The organism is Jeotgalibacillus soli (assembly GCF_000829435.1).
Lineage (GTDB): Bacteria > Bacillota > Bacilli > Bacillales > Jeotgalibacillaceae > Jeotgalibacillus > Jeotgalibacillus soli.
This window is the reverse complement of the sequence record NZ_JXRP01000018.1, coordinates 98399-122314: the sequence shown is the minus strand read 5'-3', so window position 1 is coordinate 122314 and position 23916 is coordinate 98399. Positions and strand designations below refer to the sequence as shown.

The window sequence follows — 23916 nt, the reverse complement described above, 5'->3', positions numbered from 1 at the left end:
GCTCCTTTGTCAGCCTCACTGGACCGCGATTAAAGGACGCGCTTATTTATGAATTGTTACTTGATCTTGATGATCAACTTCAAATAATTCTACTTTAATTTGTTCATCGCTTGATGTAGGGATGTTTTTCCCCACAAAGTCAGCACGAATCGGCAATTCACGATGTCCGCGATCAATCAGCACAGCTAATTGAATCTGATCCGGACGGCCTTGATCCATCAATGCATCCATTGCTGCCCGAACGGTTCTTCCTGTGTATAGCACATCGTCAATTACAATAACTTTACGTCCATCCACGGTAGAAGCAAGCTGAACATCCCTTACTTCGGGTTCACGGTTTTCATGCTTCGCTACTAAGTCATCGCGATACATGGTGATATCTAATTCACCAACTGGAACATCTATGCCTTCGATTGTTTCAATCTTCTCTTGAAGCCTTTTGGCTAAATAGATCCCTCGAGTTTTAATACCCACAAGCACACAATCTTCAACGCCTTTATTACGTTCGATAATCTCATGTGCCACACGTGTAAGAGCACGTTTCATCATTTGCTCGTCCATCACAACAGCTTTTTGTGACATTGATCTTTCTCCTCTCAAAACAATAAAACCCTCCCCGTTTTGACAGGGAGGGTTCGTGTACACACACAAAGAGTTTTACAATAGGGTTAACTATTGCTTAACTGTTCCTTCCCAGCCTCACAGGACTGTATTAAAGGGTCCGAATCATTAAGTTGTTTATATTATAATGTTTTTTAAACCAATTGTCAACGATCGTTCTTCAATTGTATCAACAGTTCCTCAAAATATGCCGGAAGAGGTGCTTGAAATTCCATGTATTCTTCCGTACGCGGATGAACAAATCCTAAAACCCCGGCATGAAGCGCTTGTCCATTCAAATCCATTGTTTTTCTCGGACCGTATTTTGGATCTCCTGCGAGAGGAAAACCTATATACTTCATATGCACACGAATTTGGTGGGTTCTTCCTGTTTCAAGCTCACATTCCACAAATGAAAACTCTTTGAATCGATCCAACACATGGAAATGCGTCACTGCCTGCTTTCCTTTAGTCACGACAGTCATTTTTTGGCGATCTTTTGGATCACGTCCAATAGGTGCGTCTATCGTGCCGTATTCGTGTGGGATAATTCCATGTACGATTGCACGGTATTTTCTTGTTACACTTTTATCAACAAGCTGTTGTACAAGCTTTTCATGCGCTCGGTCATTTTTTGCTACCATTAACAAGCCTGATGTATCTTTATCAATACGATGAACAATCCCAGGCCTCATAACGCCATTTATACCAGAGAGATCTTTACAATGAGCCATTAGCCCGTTAACCAGTGTACCAGTTAAATGACCTGGTGCCGGATGAACAACCATCCCTTTTGGCTTATTCACCACTAATACGTCTTCATCCTCGTAATAAATATCTAGGTCCATTTCCTCTGCGATTACATCCAGTGGCTCTGGATCCGGGATGGTAATTAAAACTTCATCACCTACTGCACTTTTGTAATTCGGTTTTGAAGTCTTGCCATTTACAGTTACATGTCCTTCTTTTATCAAGAATTGAGCTTGCGTTCTTGACCAGTCTTCTTGTAATGTAGAAATGACCAAATCAAGTCGATTTCCTTTTTCATTTTCCTGAATGATGTGTTGAATGTTTTCCACGTTTTTTCCTCTTTTCCTGCATTTCTTCTCTGATCATTTGAATGAATAAAAAAATGACACCGATTGTCAATGCAGCATCTGCAATATTAAAAATAAAATTAAAGAATGTGAAATGAGCAAAGTCAACGACCTCTTGTCTAAAAACCCGGTCAATAAAGTTGCCCACCGCACCGCCTAGAATCACCATAAGACTTATGCCCAAAAGCGGATTCTCTTTTGCATAACGATAAAAATAATAGAGAATTCCTACGATAACTACGATCGTGACGATATAAAAAAGCCACATTTGTCCCTGTAACATCCCCCACGCTGCTCCTGTGTTGCGATGTGAGGTAATGTAAAATAATCCATCAATCACACGAACAGATTCGCCAAGTTCCATATTACGGACAACAAGCCATTTTGTTAACTGATCAAGTGCGATAATAATAAAGACGATAAGAAAATAAAACACCAGTCTACCTCCACTTATCAATATGGATCCCATGTTATTTTATCATAATTTAGATAAAACCACACTAGCATGGTAAAAGGCCCGGCTACTGTTGCCGGGCCTGCTTACTCATACTTGACTCACAGAAAGGAATAAAATTATTCCGCTGAAAGATCCGTATAGTTTTCTTTTACAACTTTTGCACATCTCGGACAAAGAGATGGATGTTCAGAATCTTTACCAACATCAGGTGTCACAGTCCAGCAGCGCTCACATGTAGTGCCATCGGCTTTCGTGATAACAACTGCGTGACCATCAAATTGAACCGCGTTCTCAGGAGCTTCCTGAAGTAAACCCGCTACTTCAAAATGAGAAACGATGAAAAGCTGCTTTAAATCTTCATCAATAGACGATAGTAAACTACTCGTTTTCTCATCTGCATAAAGAACAACCTTCGCTGCTAATGATTTACCAATCAACTTTGCATTTCGCGCTTCCTCAAGTGATTTCAAAACATCATCACGCAAGTCTAAGAACGCATTCCATTTTGTCAGAAGAGCCTCTTCATTCCCAAATGTTTGTTCCTCAGGCATATCTGTTAATTGAACACTATCCTCCGTTACTCCTGGAACGAATTTCCAAACCTCATCTCCAGTATGAGAAAGGATTGGTGATGTCAATTTAACTAAAGCGATAAGCGTTTCATACATTACGGTCTGCATGGCACGGCGATCTTTGTGATCAGCCCCTTCGATATATAAAATATCTTTTGCAAAATCCATATAGAATGAGCTTAGATCAAGTGTACAGAAATTGTTAATCGTATGGTAGATCGTTGCATACTCATATTCCTCATAGGATTTTTTTACGGTACTGATCACTTGATTTAATCGCACCATCATAAATTGATCTACTTCACGCAGTTGATCAAATGTCACTTTATCCTTTTTCGGATCAAAGTCTGCAAGATTTCCAAGCAAAAAGCGAAGCGTATTACGAATCTTACGGTACACCTCTGCCACTTGTTTTAAAATTGCATCAGACACACGAACATCCGCTTGATAATCAACAGAAGCCACCCAAAGGCGTAGAATATCTGCTCCAAGCTGATTCATTACTTTTGACGGAAGCATGACGTTCCCAAGAGATTTACTCATCTTACGGCCATCACCATCAAGGACAAAGCCATGGCTAAGTACTCCTTTATATGGTGCTTTACCAGTGACTGCAACTCCTGTAGTTAACGAAGAGTTAAACCATCCGCGATATTGATCAGATCCTTCTAAATAAAGGTCTGCAGGGCGCTGTAGGTCGTCGCGCTCTTCAAGTACAGCTTGATGGGAAGAACCGCTGTCAAACCATACATCCATAATATCTGTTTCTTTTGTAAAGCGCCCATTCGGACTTCCCGGATGCGTAAAGCCTTCCGGTAAAAGGTCAGCCGCTTCTCTTTCAAACCAGATATTTGATCCATGCTCTCTAAATAAATTTGAAACATGGTCAATGGTTTCTTCTGTAATAATCTCTTCCCCGTTTTCTGCATAGAACACAGGAATAGGCACACCCCATGCACGCTGACGGGAAATACACCAATCCCCGCGATCACGGACCATATTAAAGAGCCTTGTTTCTCCCCATGCAGGTACCCATTTTGTTTCCTTGACTGCTTCAAGCAAGTCTTCACGGAATTTATCGATAGAGGCAAACCATTGAGCTGTTGCACGGAAAATAATTGGTTTTTTTGTACGCCAGTCATGAGGGTAACTGTGTGTGAAAAATTCAAGCTTTAATAAAGCGCCCACTTCTTCCAATTTCTCCGTGATTGGCTTGTTTGCAGTATCGTAGAATAACCCTTCAAAGCCAGGCGCCTCACCTGTAAAAACACCTCGATCATCAACCGGACATAATACGTCAAGACCGTACTTGCGTCCAACTTGAAAATCGTCTTCTCCATGTCCAGGAGCTGTGTGAACGCACCCTGTCCCTGCTTCAATCGTTACATGTTCACCTAGAATAACAAGTGATTCACGATCATAAAACGGATGCTTTGCTTTTACATATTCCAAGTCAGTACCTTTAACGGTTTTTGTTACAACTGGATTTCCCCAGCCTACCGTTTCAGCTACTTTTCCTAAAAGCTCTTTAGCCACAACATATTTCTTACCGCTCTCTTCTACTACTACATATTCAAGCTCAGGGTGCAGAGCGATCGCCAAGTTTGCAGGAATGGTCCATGGAGTAGTCGTCCAGATCACAATGCCCGTACCTTCCTCCAAAACGCCCTTCCCTTCTGTTACATCAAATGAAACATAAATGGATGCAGAACGTTTGTCATGGTATTCAATTTCTGCTTCAGCAAGTGCTGATTCACTAGACGGAGACCAGTATACTGGTTTCTTCCCTTTATAAATGTATCCTTTTTTGGCCATTTCACCAAAAACACGAATTTGCTGCGCTTCGTATGCTGGTTTAAGCGTGATATAAGGATTTTCCCAATCGCCTCTTACACCAATACGTTTAAACTGTTCACGCTGATTATTAATTTGCTGATAAGCATATTCTTCGCAAAGCTTACGAAATTCAGCAATTGTCATTTCTTTACGTTTTACACCTTTGTTCGTAAGTGCCTGTTCAATAGGAAGTCCGTGTGTATCCCATCCTGGCACATAAGGAGCCTGATAGCCGCTCATTGACTTGTAGCGAACGATAAAGTCTTTCAGCACTTTATTAAGTGCGTGTCCCATATGCAGATCTCCGTTAGCATACGGAGGTCCATCATGCAATACATAGAGCGGGCGGCCTTCCGTTCTCTTTTGAACTTGCTCGTAGATATTCATATCCTTCCATTGCTGCTGAATTTCAGGCTCGCGATTTGGCAAATTCCCGCGCATTGGAAAGTCCGTTTTTGGCATTAAGAGCGTATCTTTATATTCCATTTAAATCCTCCTCTTTTCAATCGATCTCAACAAATAGCAAGAAAAACAAAAAAAGCTCTCTCATCCCATAAAAGGGACGAGAAAGCATCGTTTCACGCGGTACCACCCTTATAGAGCATAATCATTATTATACTCCACTCAAGTAGCTGTTAACGGTTGCTATCCGCTGCTGCTTAAAATAAATCGTTCGGCAGCAGGACTCAAGGATGATTTTCTCCAATAATTCATGCGCCAGGCTCACACCGCCCCCGACTCGCTTTTGCTGAAATTTTACTGGATACTGTTCCTATCATAGTCGATGTAACGTATGATTGATTCTCATGACATTATATGTGACAACGGATACAGCCGTCAACTGTCAATATTAATTCTCTTCTGGCTGTAGACTTTTTAGGTCTGTAGTATCGATATCAAATTCCATTAATTCATCCCAATCATCATTTGCAATTAAATCCATTTGCGCTTGAATTAACATTTTAAAGCGTGTACGGAAAACTTTTGATTGTTTCTTAAGCTCTTCGATTTCAATGGCAATTTTTCGTGCTTTTGATAATGATTCATTCACGATTCGATCGGCATTTTTCTCTGCTTCTTTTACAATAAGCTTGGCTTCTTTTTGAGCGTTGCGTCTTACTTCTTCTGCTGCTTCTTGAGCAACCACGATTGATTTATTTAGCGTTTCTTCAATATTGGTAAAGTGTCCGAGACGCTCATTAATCGAATTAAGCTTTTCCTCTAATTCTTTTTTGTCCCTAATAAGAATTTCATAGTCTTTAATAATCTGATCAAGGAATTCATTTACCTCATTTTCATCATACCCTCTAAATCCACGATTAAATTCTTTATTATGTATATCTAGTGGCGATAATGGCATGTTGACACCTCCATAACTCTTCTAAGCTCTTCATCTATCATTATACTGTTGATTCTTCCTTTTGTGGGGAAACTCTTGCAAAACATTCTATATTTTTTCATATTTCGTCATTTGGACTTATAATTGAGTGCATTACAGAAGCCTATCCTCCTAAAATATACATATTCAGGCGCCATTTGTCCTTTTTTGTTTTGCCTTCTATTTCTCCAATCCTGCATCTTCCTAACCCTCTTACAGAAAGCATATCTCCTTCTGCACATTCAAACGAAGTGTTATCCACTTCTCTAAAATTCACTTTTACCTTACCTGCCTGTATGAGAAGTTTTGCTTTCTGGCGTGATAAATTTAATACACCTGCCATCACAACATCCAAACGAAGAGAGCTTAAGGTAACAAATCTCTCCTGCCATTTTTCATTGGATGGAAGATATTGATCCCAGCTAATTTCATTTACCTTGATGGATGATTTTCCTATTTGCGTAAAATTCATCATCATAAAGGAGGAAAGTTCCTTTGCCACGACAAGCTGCAGCATTTCATCTGTGAACAAAATGTCGCCAAATTTTTCTCTTTTAACTCCAAGAGCCATAATTGAACCTAATACATGCTTGTGTTCAACATGAACAAACTTAGATGGATATACGATTTCAAGCAGCTGCAGTTGAAAATCTTCCTGCGTAGGACTGTAATAGGAAGGGTATATCAAGGCTCTCTTGCGCTCAGCACCCTCTCCTCCAGCAAAGGATACAAGAATATCCCCTGTTGAACCAATCAATGACTCTAAAATAAATCGTTGTCTTGGATCAAGAAAGTCCGTTAGCTTTTGGGCATACATTAATTCAACATCTGACTTCCAACCAAGAACCTGATCGATAAATTCTTTCTCTTCTTTTCTAAAATGCTGATAAATTGATGACATAATAACGTCCTTCCACCATTTGTTAGACAGAAAATGCCTTTCTCCGGCATACGGACAAAGGCATTTTTAATTACGGACTACATAATCATTCTATAAAGCTGTTCTAATCCGCCACTAGCAAGCCTTAATGTGATGATCGCAACAATTGGAGAAATATCGATCATTCCAAGCGGCGGAATAAAACGGCGAAACGGCTCTAGGAAGGGTTCGCAAATTCTTCCAAGCATTTGTCCAAAGCTGCTTTCGCGTGCATTTGGAAACCAAGATAACAAAATGTAAATGATTAGTGCGTAGCTATACAGAGTTAGTGCTGTCATAAATAGTCCAAATATCGTTTGTAACATAGGTTTCTATACCACCTCTTTTTTCAATTTTGCTCAATCCTCTTGAATGAAACCCGTAATATTCCCGCTGACTTCGATATTATCTGGCGTACAGAGGAAAATATCTGTTCCAACACGCTGAATATCTCCACCGATCGCATAAACTGTACCACTTAAGAAATCAACAATCCTCTTAGCTTGGTCTTTATTAATGCGCTGCAAATTAACCACTACAGCACGGTGACTTTTTAAATGATCGGCAATATCTTGTGCTTCCGCATACATTCTAGGTTCAAGTAATACCATTTTGGATGATTTTTGCACACTTTGCAAGCTAACAACATTTTGTTTCTGTACAGTTTTCTTATTTGCACGGGCGGGAGCGGGCTCTTCATCCACTTCTTCTACATATTCTTCCATAACTTCCCGCTCTTCTTCGTCGATTAAAAAGAAATTTTTAAATTTTGATTTCATTCCCATGGCAATACCTCCTTTTATTCACCGACTAACGCAGTGCCAACACGTATAAACGTTGCACCTTCTTCAATCGCAATTTCAAAGTCATTTGACATTCCCATAGATAGCTCGGTGCAGGGGGCATGTTCAAAATGTTGGTTTTGAATTTCCACTTGCAATGCTTTTAAGTTTTTGAAGCATTGTCTAAGGACTTTTTGATCTTTTGTATTTGGGGCCATTGTCATTAAACCGACCACTCTAACTTTATCATATCCTGCTATTTCTTTGATAAAAGAAATAGCATTTTCTTGAAACAAGCCTTGCTTGCTTTCTTCACCAGAAACATTTACTTGCACAAAACAGTTAACCGGTGATGCAGCACGTTTTTGAATTTCTTTAGCCAAAGATATTCGATCAAGAGAGTGAAGGTAATCTACATGATCAATAACATCCTTTACTTTTCTAGTCTGCATCGTTCCAATATAATGCCAAACAGCCTGTCCAATAATAGATTGCTGCTTCTCTAAAAGTCCTTCTGGGCGATTTTCACCCAGATGGATAATCCCTGCATCAATTGCTTCTTGTGCCCGTTCATTCGTGACATATTTCGTCACAGCAATCACTGTTACGTCTGTAACAGGGTGATTCGATTTTAAACTAGCTTGTTCAATCTGCTTTTTTACCGCCTGCCATTTTTCTTCTACCCTCATACTTACTTACCCCTTCCAACCAATCACAGCCATCATTCTGCCCGTTTTACCTCTATCTCTGCGATGTGAGAAAAACAGCTGGTCCTCGCAGCTTGTACATAGTATTGATGATAATATTTGTTGTCCTTTTAGCCCTGCTTGAAGTAAAAGCAGTTTATTCAACTGTTTTAGATCTAATCGAAATTGTCCATCTGAAATTTCTTGATAAGGTTTTTGTTTTTCATTTGCTAAAACATTATTTACCTGATTAATCACATATTCATCCACTATGTAGCAGCATGGACCAATCGATGGGCCAATCACAGCCTGCAGCTGATCAATATCTACTCCTGCATTCTGTGCTTCTAGTATCATTTTGCCAGCAATATTTTGAACGGTACCTTTCCAGCCTGCGTGTGCCGCACCCACAAATCGTGATGTCGGCTCAACAAAGAGGAGAGGTACACAATCAGCATAACATAAGCTTAAAAAAACATTTAAGTCCGTTGTCCAAAGACCATCTGTATCAGGTATTGCATTTTCATATTTTAAAGTACCTCTTCCACAGTCTCCTGCCGAAACATGCTGAATCTTGCTCCCGTGAACTTGGTCTGCTAATACCCATTTGGAAAGCGGGGCATGTATTTGATTACCTAAGCAGGAACGATTATAAACAACATCCTCTTCACGATCTTTCACATGCAATCCTGTGTTCAGTGAAAGAAAATCCCCACTGCTGCATCCTCCATTTTTAGTCGAAAAAGCAGCAACAAGCGAAGGAAATGCCTTATCCCACTCTTCAACCTTGAGTGCAGAAGATGAGATTGATGTCATAATCTCCATAGTTCACCCACTTCTCATCTATTTTTGTTCAGTGTACCATACTGGGATAGTAAAGTCATGATGAACCTAGCTTTACGTCGACTCCACAATCGCATCTTGTATGGCTTGACCTCTTACTAAAATAACATCATTACCAATCTTCACTAAATCCTTCCACGGAATAACAATTTCTCCCCCTCGATTAAACCAACCCTTCCAATTACCAGAACCTTGAATAATGATGGATTCGATCATACCGGTCTTTATGTTGACATCAATATCGGCGATCGGTCCAAGCTTCCTTCCATCTGTTACAGAAACAACATCCTTTTGTTGCAGCTCTGAAATTCTCACGTTCATCCCCCCTATAATGTATTTTATGCAAAAAAAAGAGAGGAGAACACTTCTCTCCTCTCAATGAACATATCGATTCATTTGTTGAATGGCTCCTTTTTCTAACCTGGACACTTGAGCCTGCGAAATACCAATTTCCTCCGCAACTTCCATTTGCGTTTTTCCGTAGAAGAAACGATTTTGAATAATATGTTTTTCACGATCACTTAAATGACTGAGCCCTTCTTTTAACGAAAGTTCATCATCCCACTGTACATCACTTGTCCGATCGTCGCTCACTTGATCAAGTACATAAATAGGATCTCCGCCATCTTGATAAATGGGTTCAAAAAGAGACACTGGATCTTGAATGGCATCAAGAGCAAATAATATATCTTCTTTCGGCAGTTCAATCCGTTTAGCGATTTCTTCAATTGTTGGTTCTCTAGAGGTTTCACTAATGAGCTGCTCTTTTGCTTGTAAAGATTTATACGCAATATCCCGAAGTGACCTGGACACACGAATTGGATTATTGTCGCGCAAATAACGTCTAATTTCTCCAATGATCATAGGTACAGCGTACGTTGAAAATCGAACGTTTTGACCCAGATCAAAGTTATCAATTGATTTTAGCAATCCGATACAACCAACTTGAAAAAGATCATCAGGATTTTCATTTCGATGCTGGAAGCGCTGAATTACGCTTAAAACAAGACGCAGATTACCGTACACTAAACGCTCTCTTGCTTCATCATTACCACTTTGAAAATCAGTAAAAAGCTTTCTCATCTCTTCATTTTTATAAATCGGTAATTTAGATGTATCGACCCCACAAATCTCAACCTTATTGCGTGCCATCATTTTTCCTCCTGTCGGGAGTAACTGTCTCGTACAGTATCTGCGTCCACAAGAAAAAATATTCGAAGGTTGATGAGGTTGAGCAAAGGGCTGAGAAACTTCGTTAGACCATCTTATTCACCTCTTTTTGAAGTCTTCGAATGATTCGTTTTTCAAGCCTAGAAATATATGATTGTGAAATCCCCATTAAATCAGCTACATCTTTTTGAGTGTGCTCCTGCTGTCCATTTAAACCAAATCGGCATTCAATAATAAAGGTTTCGCGCTCATCTAAAATACTCAGCGCCTGCTTTAATAATACACGATCCATACGAGATTCTATATCTTTCACAATAAGATCATTTTCTGTCCCAAGGACATCAGACAGTAAAAGTTCATTGCCATCCCAGTCCGTATTCAACGGTTCATCAAATGAGACTTCAGATCTAAGCTTACTTGTCCTTCTCAAATACATTAAAATTTCATTTTCAATGCAGCGTGAAGCATAAGTCGCGAGCTTTATCTTCTTCTCTACATTAAACGTGTTAATTGCCTTTATTAGACCGATCGTCCCAATACTAATTAAATCTTCAATATTGATCCCTGTATTTTCAAATTTCCTAGCGATATAAACAACAAGTCTAAGATTACGCTCAATTAAAATGGATCGAGCCTCTTCATCTCCCTTGGATAAACGGTCTAATACTACTGCTTCTTCTTGGCGATCGAGCGGTGATGGAAGCGCCTCACTTCCTCCAATGTAAAAAATATCCTTTACACGAATACCTAATCGATTGGAGGCATTAATAAACCACAATTGAACAGTTCGCTTTGCTGAAAGTAAAAGCATCTTCCCATCACTCCTTATAATTGTTGACACTGCTGAAATTGAAGGGGATTTAATAGACATGAGCAATCGTTTTCAAATAATAAAGATTGATCGGTAAAAATTACTGGGATATTTCTCACTCTGTATTTTTTTCCTTCAATACTCCATTGAACGCTGTCACATACGATCCCTATCATAATTTTATTTGAAGAATGAATAGAGCGTGATGGTATCATCCTGATGCGTCTTTGCCACTTTACGGGTACACTTGATAAATCAAAAGAAGACGAATCTTTTATGTTTATAACTTCCTGAGGCAAAAGATTACGTGCAACATGTGATGAAGCCAGCATGACGGGAGCTTGTGTAAATGGATCCACTAGATGATTACCGCTGTCCAAAAAACCGAAGCCTTCCCATGCTTGTCCATCTACTTCAATGGAAACCTGATAAGTAAATGTTTGTTGAATATGCTTTAAGCGAAAAGCGCTAATAAAATGAGAACTCCCCATCAGAATTACAATCAAAACCAATGCCACGAATCCTAGCATGATCAATGAATCGCTCACATATTTATATAGAAAAGGTGGAATCGAGAATTGAGCAGTCATCATTATCCCTCCGCCCAATAAGCATGCGAACGAGTAAAGAACATAAAACGAACGAAGAATTTCTTTAAAGGACCTTAATGAGAACGAAAGTGTCACGACAAGTAAACTAGAAAGAAAACCCATCATCAGTGCAAAACCATTTGATAATTGAAAAAATATAACCACTGCTTGTAAAAATGTGCTAAGGGTAGTAGCAATTAGGAAGCGTTCCCAATTCGGTGATTGATGAATAAATCTTCCGGTGACCCATAATAGACAGCTGTCGATCCAAACATTCAATGCCCATAGTGCTTCAAGATGAAGCATCTTTTTAGGTCCCCCTCTCTTTGTAAAACAGTATAGCGAATTCGATAGAAGAAAAATGTCAGAATTCTACCTGGTCTCAAGAAAACATTTCTATTATTTGCCACAAAAAAAGACTGAATTCCTAAAAGGAATTCAGTCTTTCAATTTTCAAATCATTAAATGATTAGTTTCGTCGACGATTGCGATTCCGCAAAAATGTTGGAATATCAAGTGTATCTTCAACAGGCTGCTGAGAAGATCGTGTTGGCTGTTCTTGAGAAGGAGCTTCTTCTCTAATTTCACGTTCTCTCTTTGGCGGGTTTGATTGAGATGGTGCCGGCTGCTGCTGTCTAGCCTGTCCACCCACCTGTGAGCGAGTTGGTTTTGCTTGACTCATATTTTCATCAAATCCAGTCGCAATAACGGTAACTAATATTTCTTCTTTAAGATCCTCACGAATAACTGAACCAAAAATCATATTTACTTCTTGGTCAGATGCACTAGCAACAATATCTGCTGCCTCTTGCACTTCATACAAGCTTAAATTGGCACCGCCAGTAATATTCATTAAGACACCCTGCGCGCCATCAATTGAAGTTTCAAGAAGTGGACTTGAGATAGCCTTTTTCGCTGCCTCAGTTGCTCTATTTTCGCCTGAAGCGACACCAATACCCATAAGCGCCGACCCTTTGTTGGACATAATCGTTTTTACATCCGCAAAGTCCAAGTTAATAAGACCAGGAACTGCTATTAAATCCGATATCCCTTGAACACCTTGTCGTAGTACGTTATCTGCTTCACGGAATGCTTCCAGCATTGGTGTACTTTTGTCTACAATTTCAAGAAGACGGTCATTTGGAATAACGATCAGTGTGTCTACAGCTTCCTTCATTGAACTTATTCCGCCAGCTGCTTGGTTAGCACGTTTCCTGCCTTCAAAAGTAAACGGACGAGTAACAACTCCAACCGTCAAACTGCCGAGTTCTCTGGCGATTTGAGCAATTACAGGTGCTGCTCCTGTACCTGTTCCACCACCCATACCGGCAGTAACAAAGACCATATCTGCACCTTTAATCGCTTCCTCAATTTGTTCTCGGCTTTCTTCTGCTGCTTTTTTTCCAACTTCCGGGTTCGCACCTGCTCCGAGTCCTCGAGTCAGCTTGCCGCCAATTTGCATTTTAATCTCAGCTTTGGATAGGTTTAATGCTTGTGCATCAGTGTTAACAGCAATAAATTCAACACCTTGAACACCGTGTTCAATCATACGATTGACCGCATTATTTCCGCCGCCTCCAACACCTATGACTTTTATGGTTGCCAAATGATCTACATTCGTATCGAAATCCAACATCACAAATCCTCCTAATTCATCCAAATTGCTTGATTGACCAAAGGCTATTCAAAAAAGTATCCTAAAATCTTTTTGAAACGACCTTCTTCTTTTTTCTGCTTCTGTTTTGGCGGTTTAGGCCTGGATTCCGGTTGTTTCTTTGCAGTGTGTTCACCGGCACCATCATATTCGGATGCAGAAGGCTGTTTATTTAGCCTTCCTTGAAGCTTGGCATGCTTATGAGCGTATTTTATCAGCCCGACAGCGGTTGTATATTGTGGTTCTCTAACGCCTATATAATCTGGTATTGCCACCCTTACCTGATTTTGCAGAACCGTTTGAGCAAGGTCTAATACGCCTTGCATGTTTGCTACACCACCAGAAAGAACAAATCCGCCTGGAAGGTCATGAATGTTTAATCGTCTTAACTCATTACGTACAAGTTCAAACATTTCTTCCAGCCTTACTTCAATAATATCAGATATTTCTAATTGATTAAATTGTTGATGCTGATCACTCCCAATAATCGGAACACTGAACACCTCTTCTTCAGATGCATAATCATAAAAAGCATGACCATGTTTAACCTTTATCGATTCTGCGTCATCTGTTGTTGTACGTAGACCAATCGACAAATCTTTGGTTATATGCTCGCCGCCAACTGGAATAATGGAGGTAGACACGAGATGCCCCTGCTCAAAGACAGCAATACTGGTCGACCCACCGCCAATATCAACTATAGCAGTACCTAAACTTTGTTCATCTTTTGACAGGGCAATGGTGCCTGCTGCTAAAGGTTGTAGAAATATATCTGAAACTTCTAAACCAGCACGCTCGACACATCGTAAAATGTTGTGCAGCATGGTCTTCGAACCTGTAACAATTGTTCCCTCAACCTCTAAACGAACACCGATCATTCCACGAGGATCTTTAATTTCATCCAATCCATCGACTATAAATTGTCTTGGTACAATGTTAATGATTTCTCTTTCAGGAGATATCGGCATGACTTGGGCAGCATCTAGTACCCTAGCAACATCTTCATTACGAATCTCTTTGTCATCACTGGATACTGCCACTACACCATGGCAGGGTTGAAGAGATACATGATTTCCCGGGATACCGACAATTACATTATGTATATCGAGACCTGTCATTCTTTCAGCTTGTTCAACAGCCTTCTGTATCGATTGCACGGTTTCATCTATATCCACAATGGATCCTTTACGGATTCCTTCGGATTTAACATTTCCCACACCGATAATGTTGAGCGAGTCCTGTACCAATTCTGCAATAATCACTTTTATACTTGATGATCCAATATCTAAACTTACAAAATACTCGTTGTTATTCAACCTGTGGCACCTCCTTCAAACACATTTAATCTTCAAATATATTTAGATTAAGTTATTAATTTTTTTAAAATCATTAATATATGTCTTCTACAGATTTGAAAGAAAACCTTCATATATTAATTGATTTTTTCTTTTCACTCCATTTGACAAGCAAAATCCGACGAATCACGGCAATATTTTGGAACAAACGTACCCCGAAAGCAAAAATTGCTGCTAAGTACAAGTCTACACCAAGATGGACACCTAGAAAAGCCAAACTTGCAGCAAGCGCAATGTTAAAAAAGAATCCAGAGATAAACACTCTATCATCATAAACCCCTTGTAAATGAGCTCTAATTCCACCAAACAGTGTATCCAATGCTGCTAGAACAACAATGGATAAGTAGTTAGCATATTGCTCAGGAACTGAAAGATCCGTAAATAGTCCTAAAGCAATCCCAACCAATAATGCCAAAATTGGTATCCACATTGTTAATTACTCCCCTCATCAGATACGGGTTCCATGTAACGAACGCGAATCGTATCCTCATAAGCAGGGATCTCAATGTTACGTCCAGGTTCACTCACCGTCAGTCGAATATTGTCAATAAAAAAGTCCTCCATTAAAACAGATGCCTGCATTCGATTATATAGCTTTTCTGCTGATTCCATATCTTTGGTTATGACCTCAATCATAACAGGTAGATCAGATAATGGAAGTCCATTAACGGTAGTCTCTCCGTTTATATCACGAATAACAGACGTTGTGATTAGACGTTTGCTGTCGATAGATATGTGTTCTGCATCAAATCTGTAAAGCTCATTGACCAGTCTTTTTAGTAGCTCAGGTGTTACTTGTCCAACTGGTATTCCTAGTAGTAACTCTTCCATTACAGGCTCAAGCGTAATGGTAATTCCAGGAGCTGTTAATGGCGTCAATCCAGCTGCTTGCTCTAAAGAGTTAAGGGTATCCTTTAATGCTTGTTCACTGCTGGCGGCTTGATCTTGCTCATATTGCCTTATTGTTTGTTCATGTTTTTGTATCTCTGTTAGTAGAACTGACTGCTGTTCAAGCTCTTTTAACAATTCTTGGCGAATATCCCACATATCACGGGTATCACGACTTTCCGGTTGTTGCACACTCTGAAATTGAACGGCGATTAAAAAACCCACTACTAACATAATAAGCGTAAAACTTCGCTTTGCTTTAATATCCATCTAACATTAATCGCCTTTCTCATTCATTAATTACGAATCAGCTATTACAGGATTCATCTTTATATTAGGAATTTTCTCTAACGTAAAGACAATATGGTCATTAACAAGTTGATCTCTAACACCACCTGTTAAATTTAATGCAGCTGCCAATACATCACTATCTCCTATGGCAGTAATGGTAAAAGGCGCCGGATATTGCACCCCATCAACCATTATCACTGGACCAGTGCATACAATATAGGAATTATGCTTTATTCGCTGTCCATTAATGGAGATCGCTGATGCACCTGCAATAAAAAGCTCATTCATGACATTAAAAACATGGTGCTCGTGAACAATATAATCATTTACATTGCCTGAAGCAGGATCATACTTTCCATCCTCAAGCTGAACGCTCAATCCTGGTCCTTCGACAGCAATTTTACCTAAGAACATCCGATAATTTTCAGCATCTTCAGCAAGATTAAAAAAGGCTTGTTCTTCTGAGGACATTGATTTTTCGTATTCCCGTACAATGTCCTGCTGCTCATAAAGACGATCTTGCAAAGCAATATTTTCTTGTTGCTTATCTAATAGCTCTTTACGCAATCGCTCTTCCTGTGCTCCATAGCGGCTGCCAGACGAGCTACTCACTTCACCGTTTTCAAGTTCATCCTTCGTGATGCTATAGGAAAATGATAATAAGAATCCTGCCACTAAAAATACAATTGAAAATGCGAGAGTTTTACCCCTCTGTTTCGATTTCATTCGATTCTTCTTCCTCCGCTCCACCCATTGTTTCATAGGCTCTAAAATACGAACCGACCTCAAGGTCAATAACCCCTTTCACATCAGGATCGAGCTGGCTGACGATTGAAGGATAATGAACCATTTTATCAGCAAAAGTGGAAATCAGCGCTGAGACCTCAAAGCCATCATTCATATAGGCAGTAATGTGGCTTTGATCTGTTTCAGTTGGAGTATAATGAATCTCAGAAATTGATTCCTGCACTTCTGAAGGCAGCTCTGCCAACTGTTTTGTCATATTTTCCAGCATCCCTTCTGGCGGAAATCCAATGAGTAAAGGAGCGTGAGCCGATATCTCATTTGCAGCCACCGGAAGAGACGAAGCACCGTTTTCCAAAAGTGGAATAAACTGCTGATCGTGTCTTATATAAGCCACCTGCTTATATTCCTCTATTTGAATCATTAAAGTAGTTGGAAATTTCTTTTCAACAACCGCTTTTTTCACCTCAGACAGGTTCATGATTGACTCTTCTGCTCGATTAGCATCTGTTCCCCAATAAGAGTCTCCCTCATTGATCCTGCTGGAATCTATGATAACGTTTGATTGCATCAAATTAGATCCTTCTACTTCAATGGTTTGAATTTTACTATAAGGAGATTGGAAATAAAGAATAATCAGTATGAGCAGAACAAATAAAAGCACCACAAAAATGAGTCGACGATTAGCTCTTTTTTTACGCCGCTCCTTTAACTGAGGCACGCGATCCTCTAAAGAAACTACCGGCTGCCTGCCCATACATCCTTCCACTCCTTCGACATCTATATTCATCAACCTGCCTCACTATCCTAACAGGTCCGATTGGTCTCCTACCCATTCTACTTCGGTTTCCATTTCAATTCCATACTGATCGAATACTGTTTTTTTAATATGCTTAATTAATTGCTGCACATCTTTAGAAGTTGCCCCTCCAGCATTTACAATAAAGTTGCCATGCATTGGAGATACTTGAGCTCCTCCAATCTGATAACCCTTTAACTGAGCCCTTTCAACTAAGAGACCCGCATATTCCGGCAGTGGATTCCGAAATATACTCCCTGCACACGGATGATTCCATGGCTGAGTATTTCTTCGATACTCCTTATACTTTTTCATATCGGCTTTAATTGACTCTTTGTTACCTTCTATCAATAAAAATTCAGCTTCTAACACAATTCCTGGGCGTTCTTTTTGTAAAACTGAAGTACGATATGAAAATTTCATTTCTTCATTTGTGAGCCATTCCATCGTTCCATCCGGAAAAAGAATATGGGCTCTTTTTAATATTCTTGAAATATCAGAGCCGTGAGCTCCAGCATTCATGTAAACTGAACCACCAACAGAACCTGGTATACCACTGGCAAATTGCAAGCCGTCTAGTCCTTCTTTAGCCATCTGGGTGGCTAAAACAATAATAGAATAGCCTGCACCTACCTTAATCGTCGTTCCAGTTCTTTGAAATGCATCCATACCTTTTCCAAGCTTTATTACGACCCCGCGAATTCCAGCGTCACTGACTAGTAAATTTGAACCTCTTCCAATGGCTCTCCACTGTATATTGTGTTGTCTAACCAGTTCCATTGTTTCTTTTAATCCATCAAGGGATGAAGGTTCAACAAGCACATCGGCAGGACCGCCTATTTTCATAGTCGTATGATTAGCGAGTATTCCACTAACCGTTACTTGACCCACATTAGCTTCCTTTAAATTTTTCACAAAATTATCCATACTTTCTCTCCTTAAAAAAATCTACATTTGCAGGATTTGCTGTTTTCATCTTTAAAGAAGCAAATCTCCGCAATAATGTCTTTTCCCTATACTACACTATTCTAATCCAAGAACACACTTCTTCAAGCGGTTCGTCATTAAATTGTAAAAGAAATGTTTTCCAACTGATGCAATTGCCACATAAGCTAGTTAAAAAAGAGGACAACGGGAGATTTCTCTCCTGCTATCCTCTATTTTCCCCTAAATTAAAGTGCAGTTGAGTGCCTGCTAATGTTAAGCAGAATGCCACATGATAGTAATATGAGTAATAACGAGGATCCCCCGTAGCTCATAAACGGCAATGTAATACCAGTAACTGGGATTAACCCGATAACAACAGAAACGTTAATCATTACTTGGATTCCAATCATAAGTACAATTCCACCAGCAAGCAGCTGACCAAAATGATCAGGTGCACGCAATGCAATCAAAATGCCGCGCCAGGCGATCGCACCAAATAGCGCGATAAGTATTGCTCCACCAAAAAAACCAAGCTCTTCTGCAACAATGGCGAAGATAAAATCATTTTGGGGCTCTGGTAAATAAAAATATTTTTGTCTGCTTTCCCCCAGACCAAATCCAAACATTGCCCCTGGTCCTATTGCATAAAGTGATTGAATCATTTGAAAGCCAGCACCCAACGGGTCTTGCCAAGGATCCAAATACGAAACAATACGCTGAAGTCTATACGGAGCAGAAATGACTAATGCCGCAAACCCGGTCAAACCCAGCAGGATCAGCCCTGCAAAAAAGCGATAGGGAGCACCCGCTAAAAATAAAAGGGACATTCCCGTTCCAAGCATTACTGTCCCTGTTCCGAGATCAGGCTGAAGCATAACCAGTCCAAAAGGAACCAACAGCAACAGCATAAGAGGTGCAATCCCTTTCAGCAAATTGTTCATTAAGTGCTGTTCCTTCTCGATCTTTTTTGCTAAGAGCAATAATACACCTATCTTTGCGAATTCAGATGGTTGAAGCGAAAGAGGTCCAACACCTAACCAGCTTTGTGAACCGTTCCGGACTAAACCAACACCAGGAATTAAAACGAGGCTGAGAAGTAATATTCCACCTCCATAGGCAATCCATACGAATTTTTTCCATATCCAGTAATCCACCTTGGAAATAAAAAACATGACAACGAGTCCAAAGCAGGCAAATATCAATTGGCGCTTAGAAAAATAATGCTTGTCTGCAAATCGGTCAAGTGCCCATACAGAACTTGCACTGTCAATCATGACAATTCCAAAAAAGACACATACGACAATTAGTGCTACTAGCCAACGATCCATCTGATAAAACCCTCACTAACATGGATTGAGCGCTAATACTGCCCTATTACAGTCTATTCACTTCCTCAATAAATATGTCTCCTCTTACTTCAAAAGTTGGGTGCTGATCCCAGCTAGCGCACGCGGGCGAAAGTAAAACAATATCACCTTCTTCTGATATTTCTACTGCTGAAGGAACACTTTCTTTAACACTTTCAACTTTTTTAATTATAGAAATACCCGCCTTTTCACCTAATTCCTTCATTTTTTGGGCGGTTTGTCCAAAAACGATCATGGCTTTAACATTATTTAAATAAGGAAGCAACTCATCAAAATCATTTCCTCTGTCTAATCCTCCGCAAAGTAAAATCGTCGGCTTAGTAAAAGCAGCTAGCGCGCTCTTTGTTGCCAGTGAATTCGTAGCTTTTGAATCATTGTAAAACTTTCTTCCCTGCCATTCTCGTACAAATTGCGTCCGGTGGCGCACTCCTGTAAAAGTAGTTAACACTGCTACAATCGCTTCATTCTCAATATTCGAGAGTTTAGCAGCACCAATGGCTGCAAGAATATTTTCTAGGTTATGTGCTCCTGGTAAAACAATGTCTTGTATTCGTATAATTTCTTCCTGATTATAGTAGATTGAACCGTTAGCTACATACAAACCGCCCTCTAGTTTTCTAGAAGTCGAAAATGGAAGAACTTGTGCTTTTGTATCCTGTACTAACTCCAGCAGTTCTGGCTGATCCGCATTGACAATTAAGAAATCATTTTTCGTCTGATTCTTTGTAATTGCAGACTTAGCCATTGCATACTCATTTTTGGAACTATGGTAGTCTAAATGCGCATCATAGAGATTTGTGATAATTGCGATTGACGGCTTAAATTCTTTGATTCCCATCAACTGAAAAGATGACAGCTCAATTACCATTGTATCTTCTTCAGAAGCCTCTTGAGCTACCTCACAAGCCACAGTCCCAATATTACCAGCCATGAAGGCCCGTTTTCCTCCTGCATTCAGCATATGGTGCACGAGTGTTGTGGTCGTTGTTTTTCCATTTGTACCTGTGATTCCTATAATGTCTGCTTCACTTATTTGGAAAGCTAATTCTACTTCAGTTAATACAGGAAGCCCCATCTCAACGGCCCCTGAAATCAGAGGATTCGTATAAGGAATCCCTGGATTTTTCACAATAAATTCAAAACCTTCATCTAAAAGTTCAACTGGATGACTGCCACAAATCACTTTAATACCTTCATCCAATAAGGCTTGTGCTTCTTTATTCTCTGAGAGCGGCTTCCAATCATTCACCGTTACAAAAGCGCCCAATCGATGCAATAGCAGTGATGCGGCAACTCCGCTTTTTGCAAGCCCCACCACTAGAACTTTCTTGTTTTCGTATGTTGAAATAGATTTCATTATACCCACACTCCTATCGCCACTCCCAAGGTGGCTACCACTATTCCTGCTGCCCAAAAGACCGTTACAACCTTCCACTCAGACCAGCCAATTAACTCAAAATGATGGTGGAGTGGACTCATTTTAAATATTCGTTTCCCCGTAAGCTTAAAAGAAGTTACTTGCATGATGACGGATAACGTCTCAAATACGAAAACTAGTCCAATTAACAGCAGTAATAGTTCCTGCTTTAATAATATTGATACGGTGGCAATAGCCCCTCCAAGAGCAAGAGATCCGGTATCTCCCATAAATACTTTAGCAGGATGAGCATTAAAGACGAGAAATCCAAGCAACGCGCCAATTACAGCAAGACAAAATATAGCAACTGCAAATTGCTCTTGTTGCCAAGCGATAATGGAAAACGCACCAAATGAAATAGCAGCGGTGCCTGACACTAAACCATCCAACCCATCCGTCAGATTAACCGCATTTGAAAACCCAACAAGCCAAAAAATCACAAATCCCATATAAAGTATTCCTAGATTTACTTCAAAATCGGTAAACGGAATGGAAATAGCTGATGAGAATCCATTAGCTTGAAAAATAAGATAAAAAATGATTGAAATAATGATTTGCCCAATTAATTTTTGCAGAGAGGTCAATCCCAGATTTCGTTTCATAACCACTTTAATAAAATCATCCAAAAATCCAAGTACACCAAATGTCAATGTCACAAATAACAATAAAAAAGTTGATACATTTAATTGATCAAATATCCATGCTACCGAAAGTGTTGTAATAAATATCGACAGCATAATAATTATACCACCCATAGTAGGTGTTCCTGTTTTCTTTTGGTGTGATTGCGGTCCTTCTTCACGAATACTTTGTCCAAATTTTAATTTTCGCAAATACGGAATAAAAAGCGGTGATACTGCCACCGTAACAATAAATCCGACTAATATTGCGATAATAATTGCCAAAATCGACATGCAAACTCCTCCTTACAATTCCCTTACCTTATGTATTCATAAGCAATATTATTGTATTATATCGTAGGTCTAGCCATCTTTCCTACAAAAAGACCCCATATTATCATAGTAGCCAAAACGATCAACGTAAAGTATTATTTTGTATTTTTATATTTCTCTTTCCTTTATTCTCTAACATTTATTTTCTCTTCAAAAAAAAAACCGCAAGACTACGATGACAAATCACGGTTAGTTGCTCCGTTATTTTATCATCGCACCTTACAAGGCTTTGTTCGTTACTGCTCGCTTGACTTCGAGCTATCATTTAAAGCATTAAGGATCTCTTTAGCGATTTTTTTGTCGTCAAAGGGGACTGATCTGTCTCCTATAACCTGATAGGCTTCATGACCTTTTCCTGCAATCAAAACCACATCTCCTTCAGCTGCATTCCTTAAAGCGAATTCAATCGCTTCCGCCCGGTCAGGAATCACTGTATAAAACTGCCCGGTCACGCCTTCTTCCATATCACGAATAATACTTAAAGCCGATTCACTTCGCGGGTTATCTGAGGTAAAGATAACATCCGTTGCATACTGGCATGCGACAGATGCCATTAATGGCCGCTTTGCCCGATCGCGATCACCACCACAGCCTACTACTACATGTATTCTCTTAGATGTCATTTTATCGATCGCCTTTAATACATTCTTTAAACTATCTGGAGTATGGGCATAATCCACAATAACAGTAAAGTTTTGATTGGCATCCACGAGTTCAAACCTACCAGGCACACTTTGCATTTTAGACAATCCGTTTTTTATTTCTTGAAGCGAAAGATTTTTAACGATTGCCGTGGATATCGCTGCAAGGGCATTGTAAACATTAAAAACACCAACAACCGGGATAGAAATAAAACAGCTTCCTTTTGGGGTATGGACCGTAAAGACAGTATAATGGTGACCGTATCTGATATCCGTTGCAAACACATCTGCTTCTTTTGTAAGGCCATAGGTTACAATGTGTGCAGAGGTTGCTTTTTTAAGTGTTTCTGAAAAAGGGTCATCCTCATTGAGGATTGCAAATTTTGGCGAATCTGCCAAATGCCTGTGACCCAATTGGGAAAATAGTAGGCTCTTTGCCCAGCGATAATTGTCCATCGTTCCATGATAATCCAAATGATCCTGCGTGATATTTGTAAATACGGCAATGTCAATATCACAGCCTAATAGTCTTCCTTGAATGAGACCATGAGAGGAAACCTCAATCACTGTTGTTGTTACCTTTTCAGCTAAAAATTCGCTTAAGATCCGCTGCAGGAGCAAACTATCAGGTGTAGTATGAGACGCCTGCTTTGTATCATTTCCTTGCTTCATATATAGCGTGCCAATTATTCCAGTTCGTTCCCCGGACTGCTGTAAAATCGACTGTACCATATGGGAAACCGTTGTTTTTCCATTTGTACCAGTTATCCCAACCATATTCATCTTGTGACTTGGATACTGATAGAAATGATTGGCGATATAGGCTAACGCATGCCGTGCATTTTTTACTCTTATAACAGGAACCGTTAAATCTAAAGCATCCTCACAAACGATCGCTACAGCACCCTTAGCAACAGCCTCATTTATGTAGTCCTTACCGTCTGATTTAATTCCTTTCAACGCTACAAACAATGTTTCCGGGATAACTTGCTTGTGATGATGGGATATATATTTAATGATTGGATCATTATTATGTCCATTTTTTTCGTAATAGGGAAGACAATGTAACAATTCCAATAATTTCATTCTTTCAACTCCTCACTCGGATACAGTGAAATCTCATACTATTGTAACTGAGT

The 23916-nt window shown here is 39.7% G+C and carries 25 protein-coding genes and 1 other annotated feature; all 25 genes read right to left on the bottom strand.

Translation table 11 applies throughout. The annotated features are described in order from the left end of the window. Positions 1 to 42: 42 nt before the first annotated feature. The gene (gene pyrR / locus KP78_RS11040) at positions 43 to 582 is read right to left on the bottom strand and encodes a bifunctional pyr operon transcriptional regulator/uracil phosphoribosyltransferase PyrR (RefSeq protein ID WP_041088934.1); all 540 of its coding nucleotides are present in this window, start codon (positions 580 to 582) and stop codon (positions 43 to 45) included. Positions 583 to 767: 185 nt separating this feature from the next. Next, complete coding sequence (locus tag KP78_RS11035; protein ID WP_041088931.1) at positions 768 to 1679, bottom strand: RluA family pseudouridine synthase; 912 nt, start codon at positions 1677 to 1679, stop codon at positions 768 to 770. Next, positions 1645 to 2133: a signal peptidase II gene (gene lspA / locus KP78_RS11030; RefSeq protein ID WP_041088929.1), complete on the bottom strand. Its 489-nt coding sequence runs from the start codon at positions 2131 to 2133 to the stop codon at positions 1645 to 1647. Before lspA ends, KP78_RS11035 begins: the two co-directional genes overlap by 35 nt. 137 nt (positions 2134 to 2270) lie before the next feature. Further along, positions 2271 to 5048: an isoleucine--tRNA ligase gene (gene ileS, locus KP78_RS11025; RefSeq protein WP_041088927.1), complete on the bottom strand. Its 2778-nt coding sequence runs from the start codon at positions 5046 to 5048 to the stop codon at positions 2271 to 2273. 69 nt (positions 5049 to 5117) lie between these two features. Next, positions 5118 to 5350: a binding site (T-box leader), on the bottom strand. A 62-nt stretch (positions 5351 to 5412) separates the two neighbouring features. Further along, on the bottom strand, positions 5413 to 5922 hold the full coding sequence (locus tag KP78_RS11020) for a DivIVA domain-containing protein (RefSeq protein ID WP_041088925.1): 510 nt from the start codon (positions 5920 to 5922) through the stop codon (positions 5413 to 5415). Positions 5923 to 6064: 142 nt separating this feature from the next. Continuing rightward, positions 6065 to 6841, bottom strand: coding sequence for a YlmH family RNA-binding protein (locus KP78_RS11015; protein ID WP_041088923.1), 777 nt, complete (start codon positions 6839 to 6841; stop codon positions 6065 to 6067). Positions 6842 to 6918: 77 nt separating this feature from the next. Continuing rightward, positions 6919 to 7185, bottom strand: coding sequence for a YggT family protein (locus KP78_RS11010; protein WP_041088922.1), 267 nt, complete (start codon positions 7183 to 7185; stop codon positions 6919 to 6921). Positions 7186 to 7218: 33 nt separating this feature from the next. Further along, the gene (locus KP78_RS11005; RefSeq protein WP_041088921.1) at positions 7219 to 7644 is read right to left on the bottom strand and encodes a cell division protein SepF; all 426 of its coding nucleotides are present in this window, start codon (positions 7642 to 7644) and stop codon (positions 7219 to 7221) included. Positions 7645 to 7658: 14 nt separating this feature from the next. Beyond that, complete coding sequence (locus KP78_RS11000) at positions 7659 to 8330, bottom strand: YggS family pyridoxal phosphate-dependent enzyme (protein ID WP_041088918.1); 672 nt, start codon at positions 8328 to 8330, stop codon at positions 7659 to 7661. Positions 8331 to 8336: 6 nt separating this feature from the next. Beyond that, positions 8337 to 9152: a peptidoglycan editing factor PgeF gene (gene pgeF / locus KP78_RS10995; protein ID WP_041088916.1), complete on the bottom strand. Its 816-nt coding sequence runs from the start codon at positions 9150 to 9152 to the stop codon at positions 8337 to 8339. 72 nt (positions 9153 to 9224) lie between these two features. Beyond that, positions 9225 to 9485, bottom strand: coding sequence for a YlmC/YmxH family sporulation protein (locus KP78_RS10990; RefSeq protein ID WP_235420908.1), 261 nt, complete (start codon positions 9483 to 9485; stop codon positions 9225 to 9227). A gap of 60 nt (positions 9486 to 9545) precedes the next feature. Next, a complete protein-coding gene (gene sigG / locus KP78_RS10985) occupies positions 9546 to 10322 on the bottom strand; it encodes an RNA polymerase sporulation sigma factor SigG (RefSeq protein WP_041088912.1) in 777 nt (258 codons plus the stop codon). Positions 10323 to 10425: 103 nt separating this feature from the next. Continuing rightward, positions 10426 to 11151 (bottom strand): RNA polymerase sporulation sigma factor SigE, encoded by a 726-nt coding sequence (gene sigE, locus KP78_RS10980; RefSeq protein ID WP_052474769.1) that lies wholly within the window; start codon positions 11149 to 11151, stop codon positions 10426 to 10428. A gap of 14 nt (positions 11152 to 11165) precedes the next feature. Next, positions 11166 to 12047 carry a sigma-E processing peptidase SpoIIGA gene (locus KP78_RS10975; protein ID WP_041088910.1) on the bottom strand — a complete coding sequence of 294 codons (882 nt, stop codon included), beginning with the start codon at positions 12045 to 12047 and terminating at the stop codon, positions 11166 to 11168. 163 nt (positions 12048 to 12210) lie between these two features. Continuing rightward, positions 12211 to 13377 (bottom strand): cell division protein FtsZ, encoded by a 1167-nt coding sequence (gene ftsZ, locus KP78_RS10970; protein WP_041088908.1) that lies wholly within the window; start codon positions 13375 to 13377, stop codon positions 12211 to 12213. Between the two features lie 44 nt (positions 13378 to 13421). Next, the gene (gene ftsA / locus KP78_RS10965) at positions 13422 to 14711 is read right to left on the bottom strand and encodes a cell division protein FtsA (RefSeq protein WP_041088907.1); all 1290 of its coding nucleotides are present in this window, start codon (positions 14709 to 14711) and stop codon (positions 13422 to 13424) included. A gap of 109 nt (positions 14712 to 14820) precedes the next feature. Beyond that, positions 14821 to 15180 carry a small basic family protein gene (locus KP78_RS10960; RefSeq protein WP_041088905.1) on the bottom strand — a complete coding sequence of 120 codons (360 nt, stop codon included), beginning with the start codon at positions 15178 to 15180 and terminating at the stop codon, positions 14821 to 14823. A gap of 2 nt (positions 15181 to 15182) precedes the next feature. After that, positions 15183 to 15908, bottom strand: a complete 726-nt coding sequence (locus KP78_RS10955) for a DUF881 domain-containing protein (protein ID WP_041088902.1) — start codon at positions 15906 to 15908, stop codon at positions 15183 to 15185. A gap of 30 nt (positions 15909 to 15938) precedes the next feature. Continuing rightward, entirely contained in the window at positions 15939 to 16655 is a 717-nt protein-coding gene (locus KP78_RS10950) for a DUF881 domain-containing protein (protein ID WP_041088900.1), read from the bottom strand. Then, a complete protein-coding gene (locus KP78_RS10945; RefSeq protein ID WP_235420907.1) occupies positions 16633 to 17463 on the bottom strand; it encodes a cell division protein FtsQ/DivIB in 831 nt (276 codons plus the stop codon). The genes KP78_RS10950 and KP78_RS10945 overlap by 23 nt, the downstream gene beginning before the upstream one ends. A gap of 12 nt (positions 17464 to 17475) precedes the next feature. Then, positions 17476 to 18399, bottom strand: a complete 924-nt coding sequence (gene murB, locus KP78_RS10940; RefSeq protein ID WP_041088897.1) for a UDP-N-acetylmuramate dehydrogenase — start codon at positions 18397 to 18399, stop codon at positions 17476 to 17478. Between the two features lie 245 nt (positions 18400 to 18644). Next, positions 18645 to 19727: a stage V sporulation protein E gene (spoVE, locus tag KP78_RS10935; protein WP_041088895.1), complete on the bottom strand. Its 1083-nt coding sequence runs from the start codon at positions 19725 to 19727 to the stop codon at positions 18645 to 18647. 46 nt (positions 19728 to 19773) lie between these two features. Further along, entirely contained in the window at positions 19774 to 21123 is a 1350-nt protein-coding gene (gene murD / locus KP78_RS10930; protein WP_041088893.1) for a UDP-N-acetylmuramoyl-L-alanine--D-glutamate ligase, read from the bottom strand. Continuing rightward, positions 21123 to 22097: a phospho-N-acetylmuramoyl-pentapeptide-transferase gene (gene mraY / locus KP78_RS10925; RefSeq protein WP_041088891.1), complete on the bottom strand. Its 975-nt coding sequence runs from the start codon at positions 22095 to 22097 to the stop codon at positions 21123 to 21125. The genes murD and mraY overlap by 1 nt, the downstream gene beginning before the upstream one ends. A gap of 275 nt (positions 22098 to 22372) precedes the next feature. After that, positions 22373 to 23863 carry a UDP-N-acetylmuramoyl-L-alanyl-D-glutamate--2,6-diaminopimelate ligase gene (locus KP78_RS10920; protein ID WP_041088890.1) on the bottom strand — a complete coding sequence of 497 codons (1491 nt, stop codon included), beginning with the start codon at positions 23861 to 23863 and terminating at the stop codon, positions 22373 to 22375. Positions 23864 to 23916 lie beyond the last annotated feature (53 nt).

Coding starts and splice junctions, on each gene's coding strand:
- pyrR (WP_041088934.1), bottom strand. CDS start 582: ATGTCACAAAAAGCTGTTGTGATGGACGAGCAAATGATGAAACGTGCT.
- ileS (WP_041088927.1), bottom strand. CDS start 5,048: ATGGAATATAAAGATACGCTCTTAATGCCAAAAACGGACTTTCCAATG.
- KP78_RS11020 (WP_041088925.1), bottom strand. CDS start 5,922: ATGCCATTATCGCCACTAGATATACATAATAAAGAATTTAATCGTGGA.
- KP78_RS11015 (WP_041088923.1), bottom strand. CDS start 6,841: ATGTCATCAATTTATCAGCATTTTAGAAAAGAAGAGAAAGAATTTATC.
- KP78_RS11010 (WP_041088922.1), bottom strand. CDS start 7,185: ATGTTACAAACGATATTTGGACTATTTATGACAGCACTAACTCTGTAT.
- KP78_RS11005 (WP_041088921.1), bottom strand. CDS start 7,644: ATGGGAATGAAATCAAAATTTAAAAATTTCTTTTTAATCGACGAAGAA.
- KP78_RS11000 (WP_041088918.1), bottom strand. CDS start 8,330: ATGAGGGTAGAAGAAAAATGGCAGGCGGTAAAAAAGCAGATTGAACAA.
- pgeF (WP_041088916.1), bottom strand. CDS start 9,152: ATGGAGATTATGACATCAATCTCATCTTCTGCACTCAAGGTTGAAGAG.
- sigG (WP_041088912.1), bottom strand. CDS start 10,322: ATGGCACGCAATAAGGTTGAGATTTGTGGGGTCGATACATCTAAATTA.
- sigE (WP_052474769.1), bottom strand. CDS start 11,151: ATGCTTTTACTTTCAGCAAAGCGAACTGTTCAATTGTGGTTTATTAAT.
- KP78_RS10975 (WP_041088910.1), bottom strand. CDS start 12,047: ATGCTTCATCTTGAAGCACTATGGGCATTGAATGTTTGGATCGACAGC.
- ftsZ (WP_041088908.1), bottom strand. CDS start 13,377: ATGTTGGATTTCGATACGAATGTAGATCATTTGGCAACCATAAAAGTC.
- KP78_RS10960 (WP_041088905.1), bottom strand. CDS start 15,180: ATGTGGATACCAATTTTGGCATTATTGGTTGGGATTGCTTTAGGACTA.
- KP78_RS10955 (WP_041088902.1), bottom strand. CDS start 15,908: ATGGATATTAAAGCAAAGCGAAGTTTTACGCTTATTATGTTAGTAGTG.
- KP78_RS10950 (WP_041088900.1), bottom strand. CDS start 16,655: ATGAAATCGAAACAGAGGGGTAAAACTCTCGCATTTTCAATTGTATTT.
- KP78_RS10945 (WP_235420907.1), bottom strand. CDS start 17,463: ATGAATATAGATGTCGAAGGAGTGGAAGGATGTATGGGCAGGCAGCCG.
- murB (WP_041088897.1), bottom strand. CDS start 18,399: ATGGATAATTTTGTGAAAAATTTAAAGGAAGCTAATGTGGGTCAAGTA.
- spoVE (WP_041088895.1), bottom strand. CDS start 19,727: ATGGATCGTTGGCTAGTAGCACTAATTGTCGTATGTGTCTTTTTTGGA.
- murD (WP_041088893.1), bottom strand. CDS start 21,123: ATGAAATCTATTTCAACATACGAAAACAAGAAAGTTCTAGTGGTGGGG.
- mraY (WP_041088891.1), bottom strand. CDS start 22,097: ATGTCGATTTTGGCAATTATTATCGCAATATTAGTCGGATTTATTGTT.
- KP78_RS10920 (WP_041088890.1), bottom strand. CDS start 23,863: ATGAAATTATTGGAATTGTTACATTGTCTTCCCTATTACGAAAAAAAT.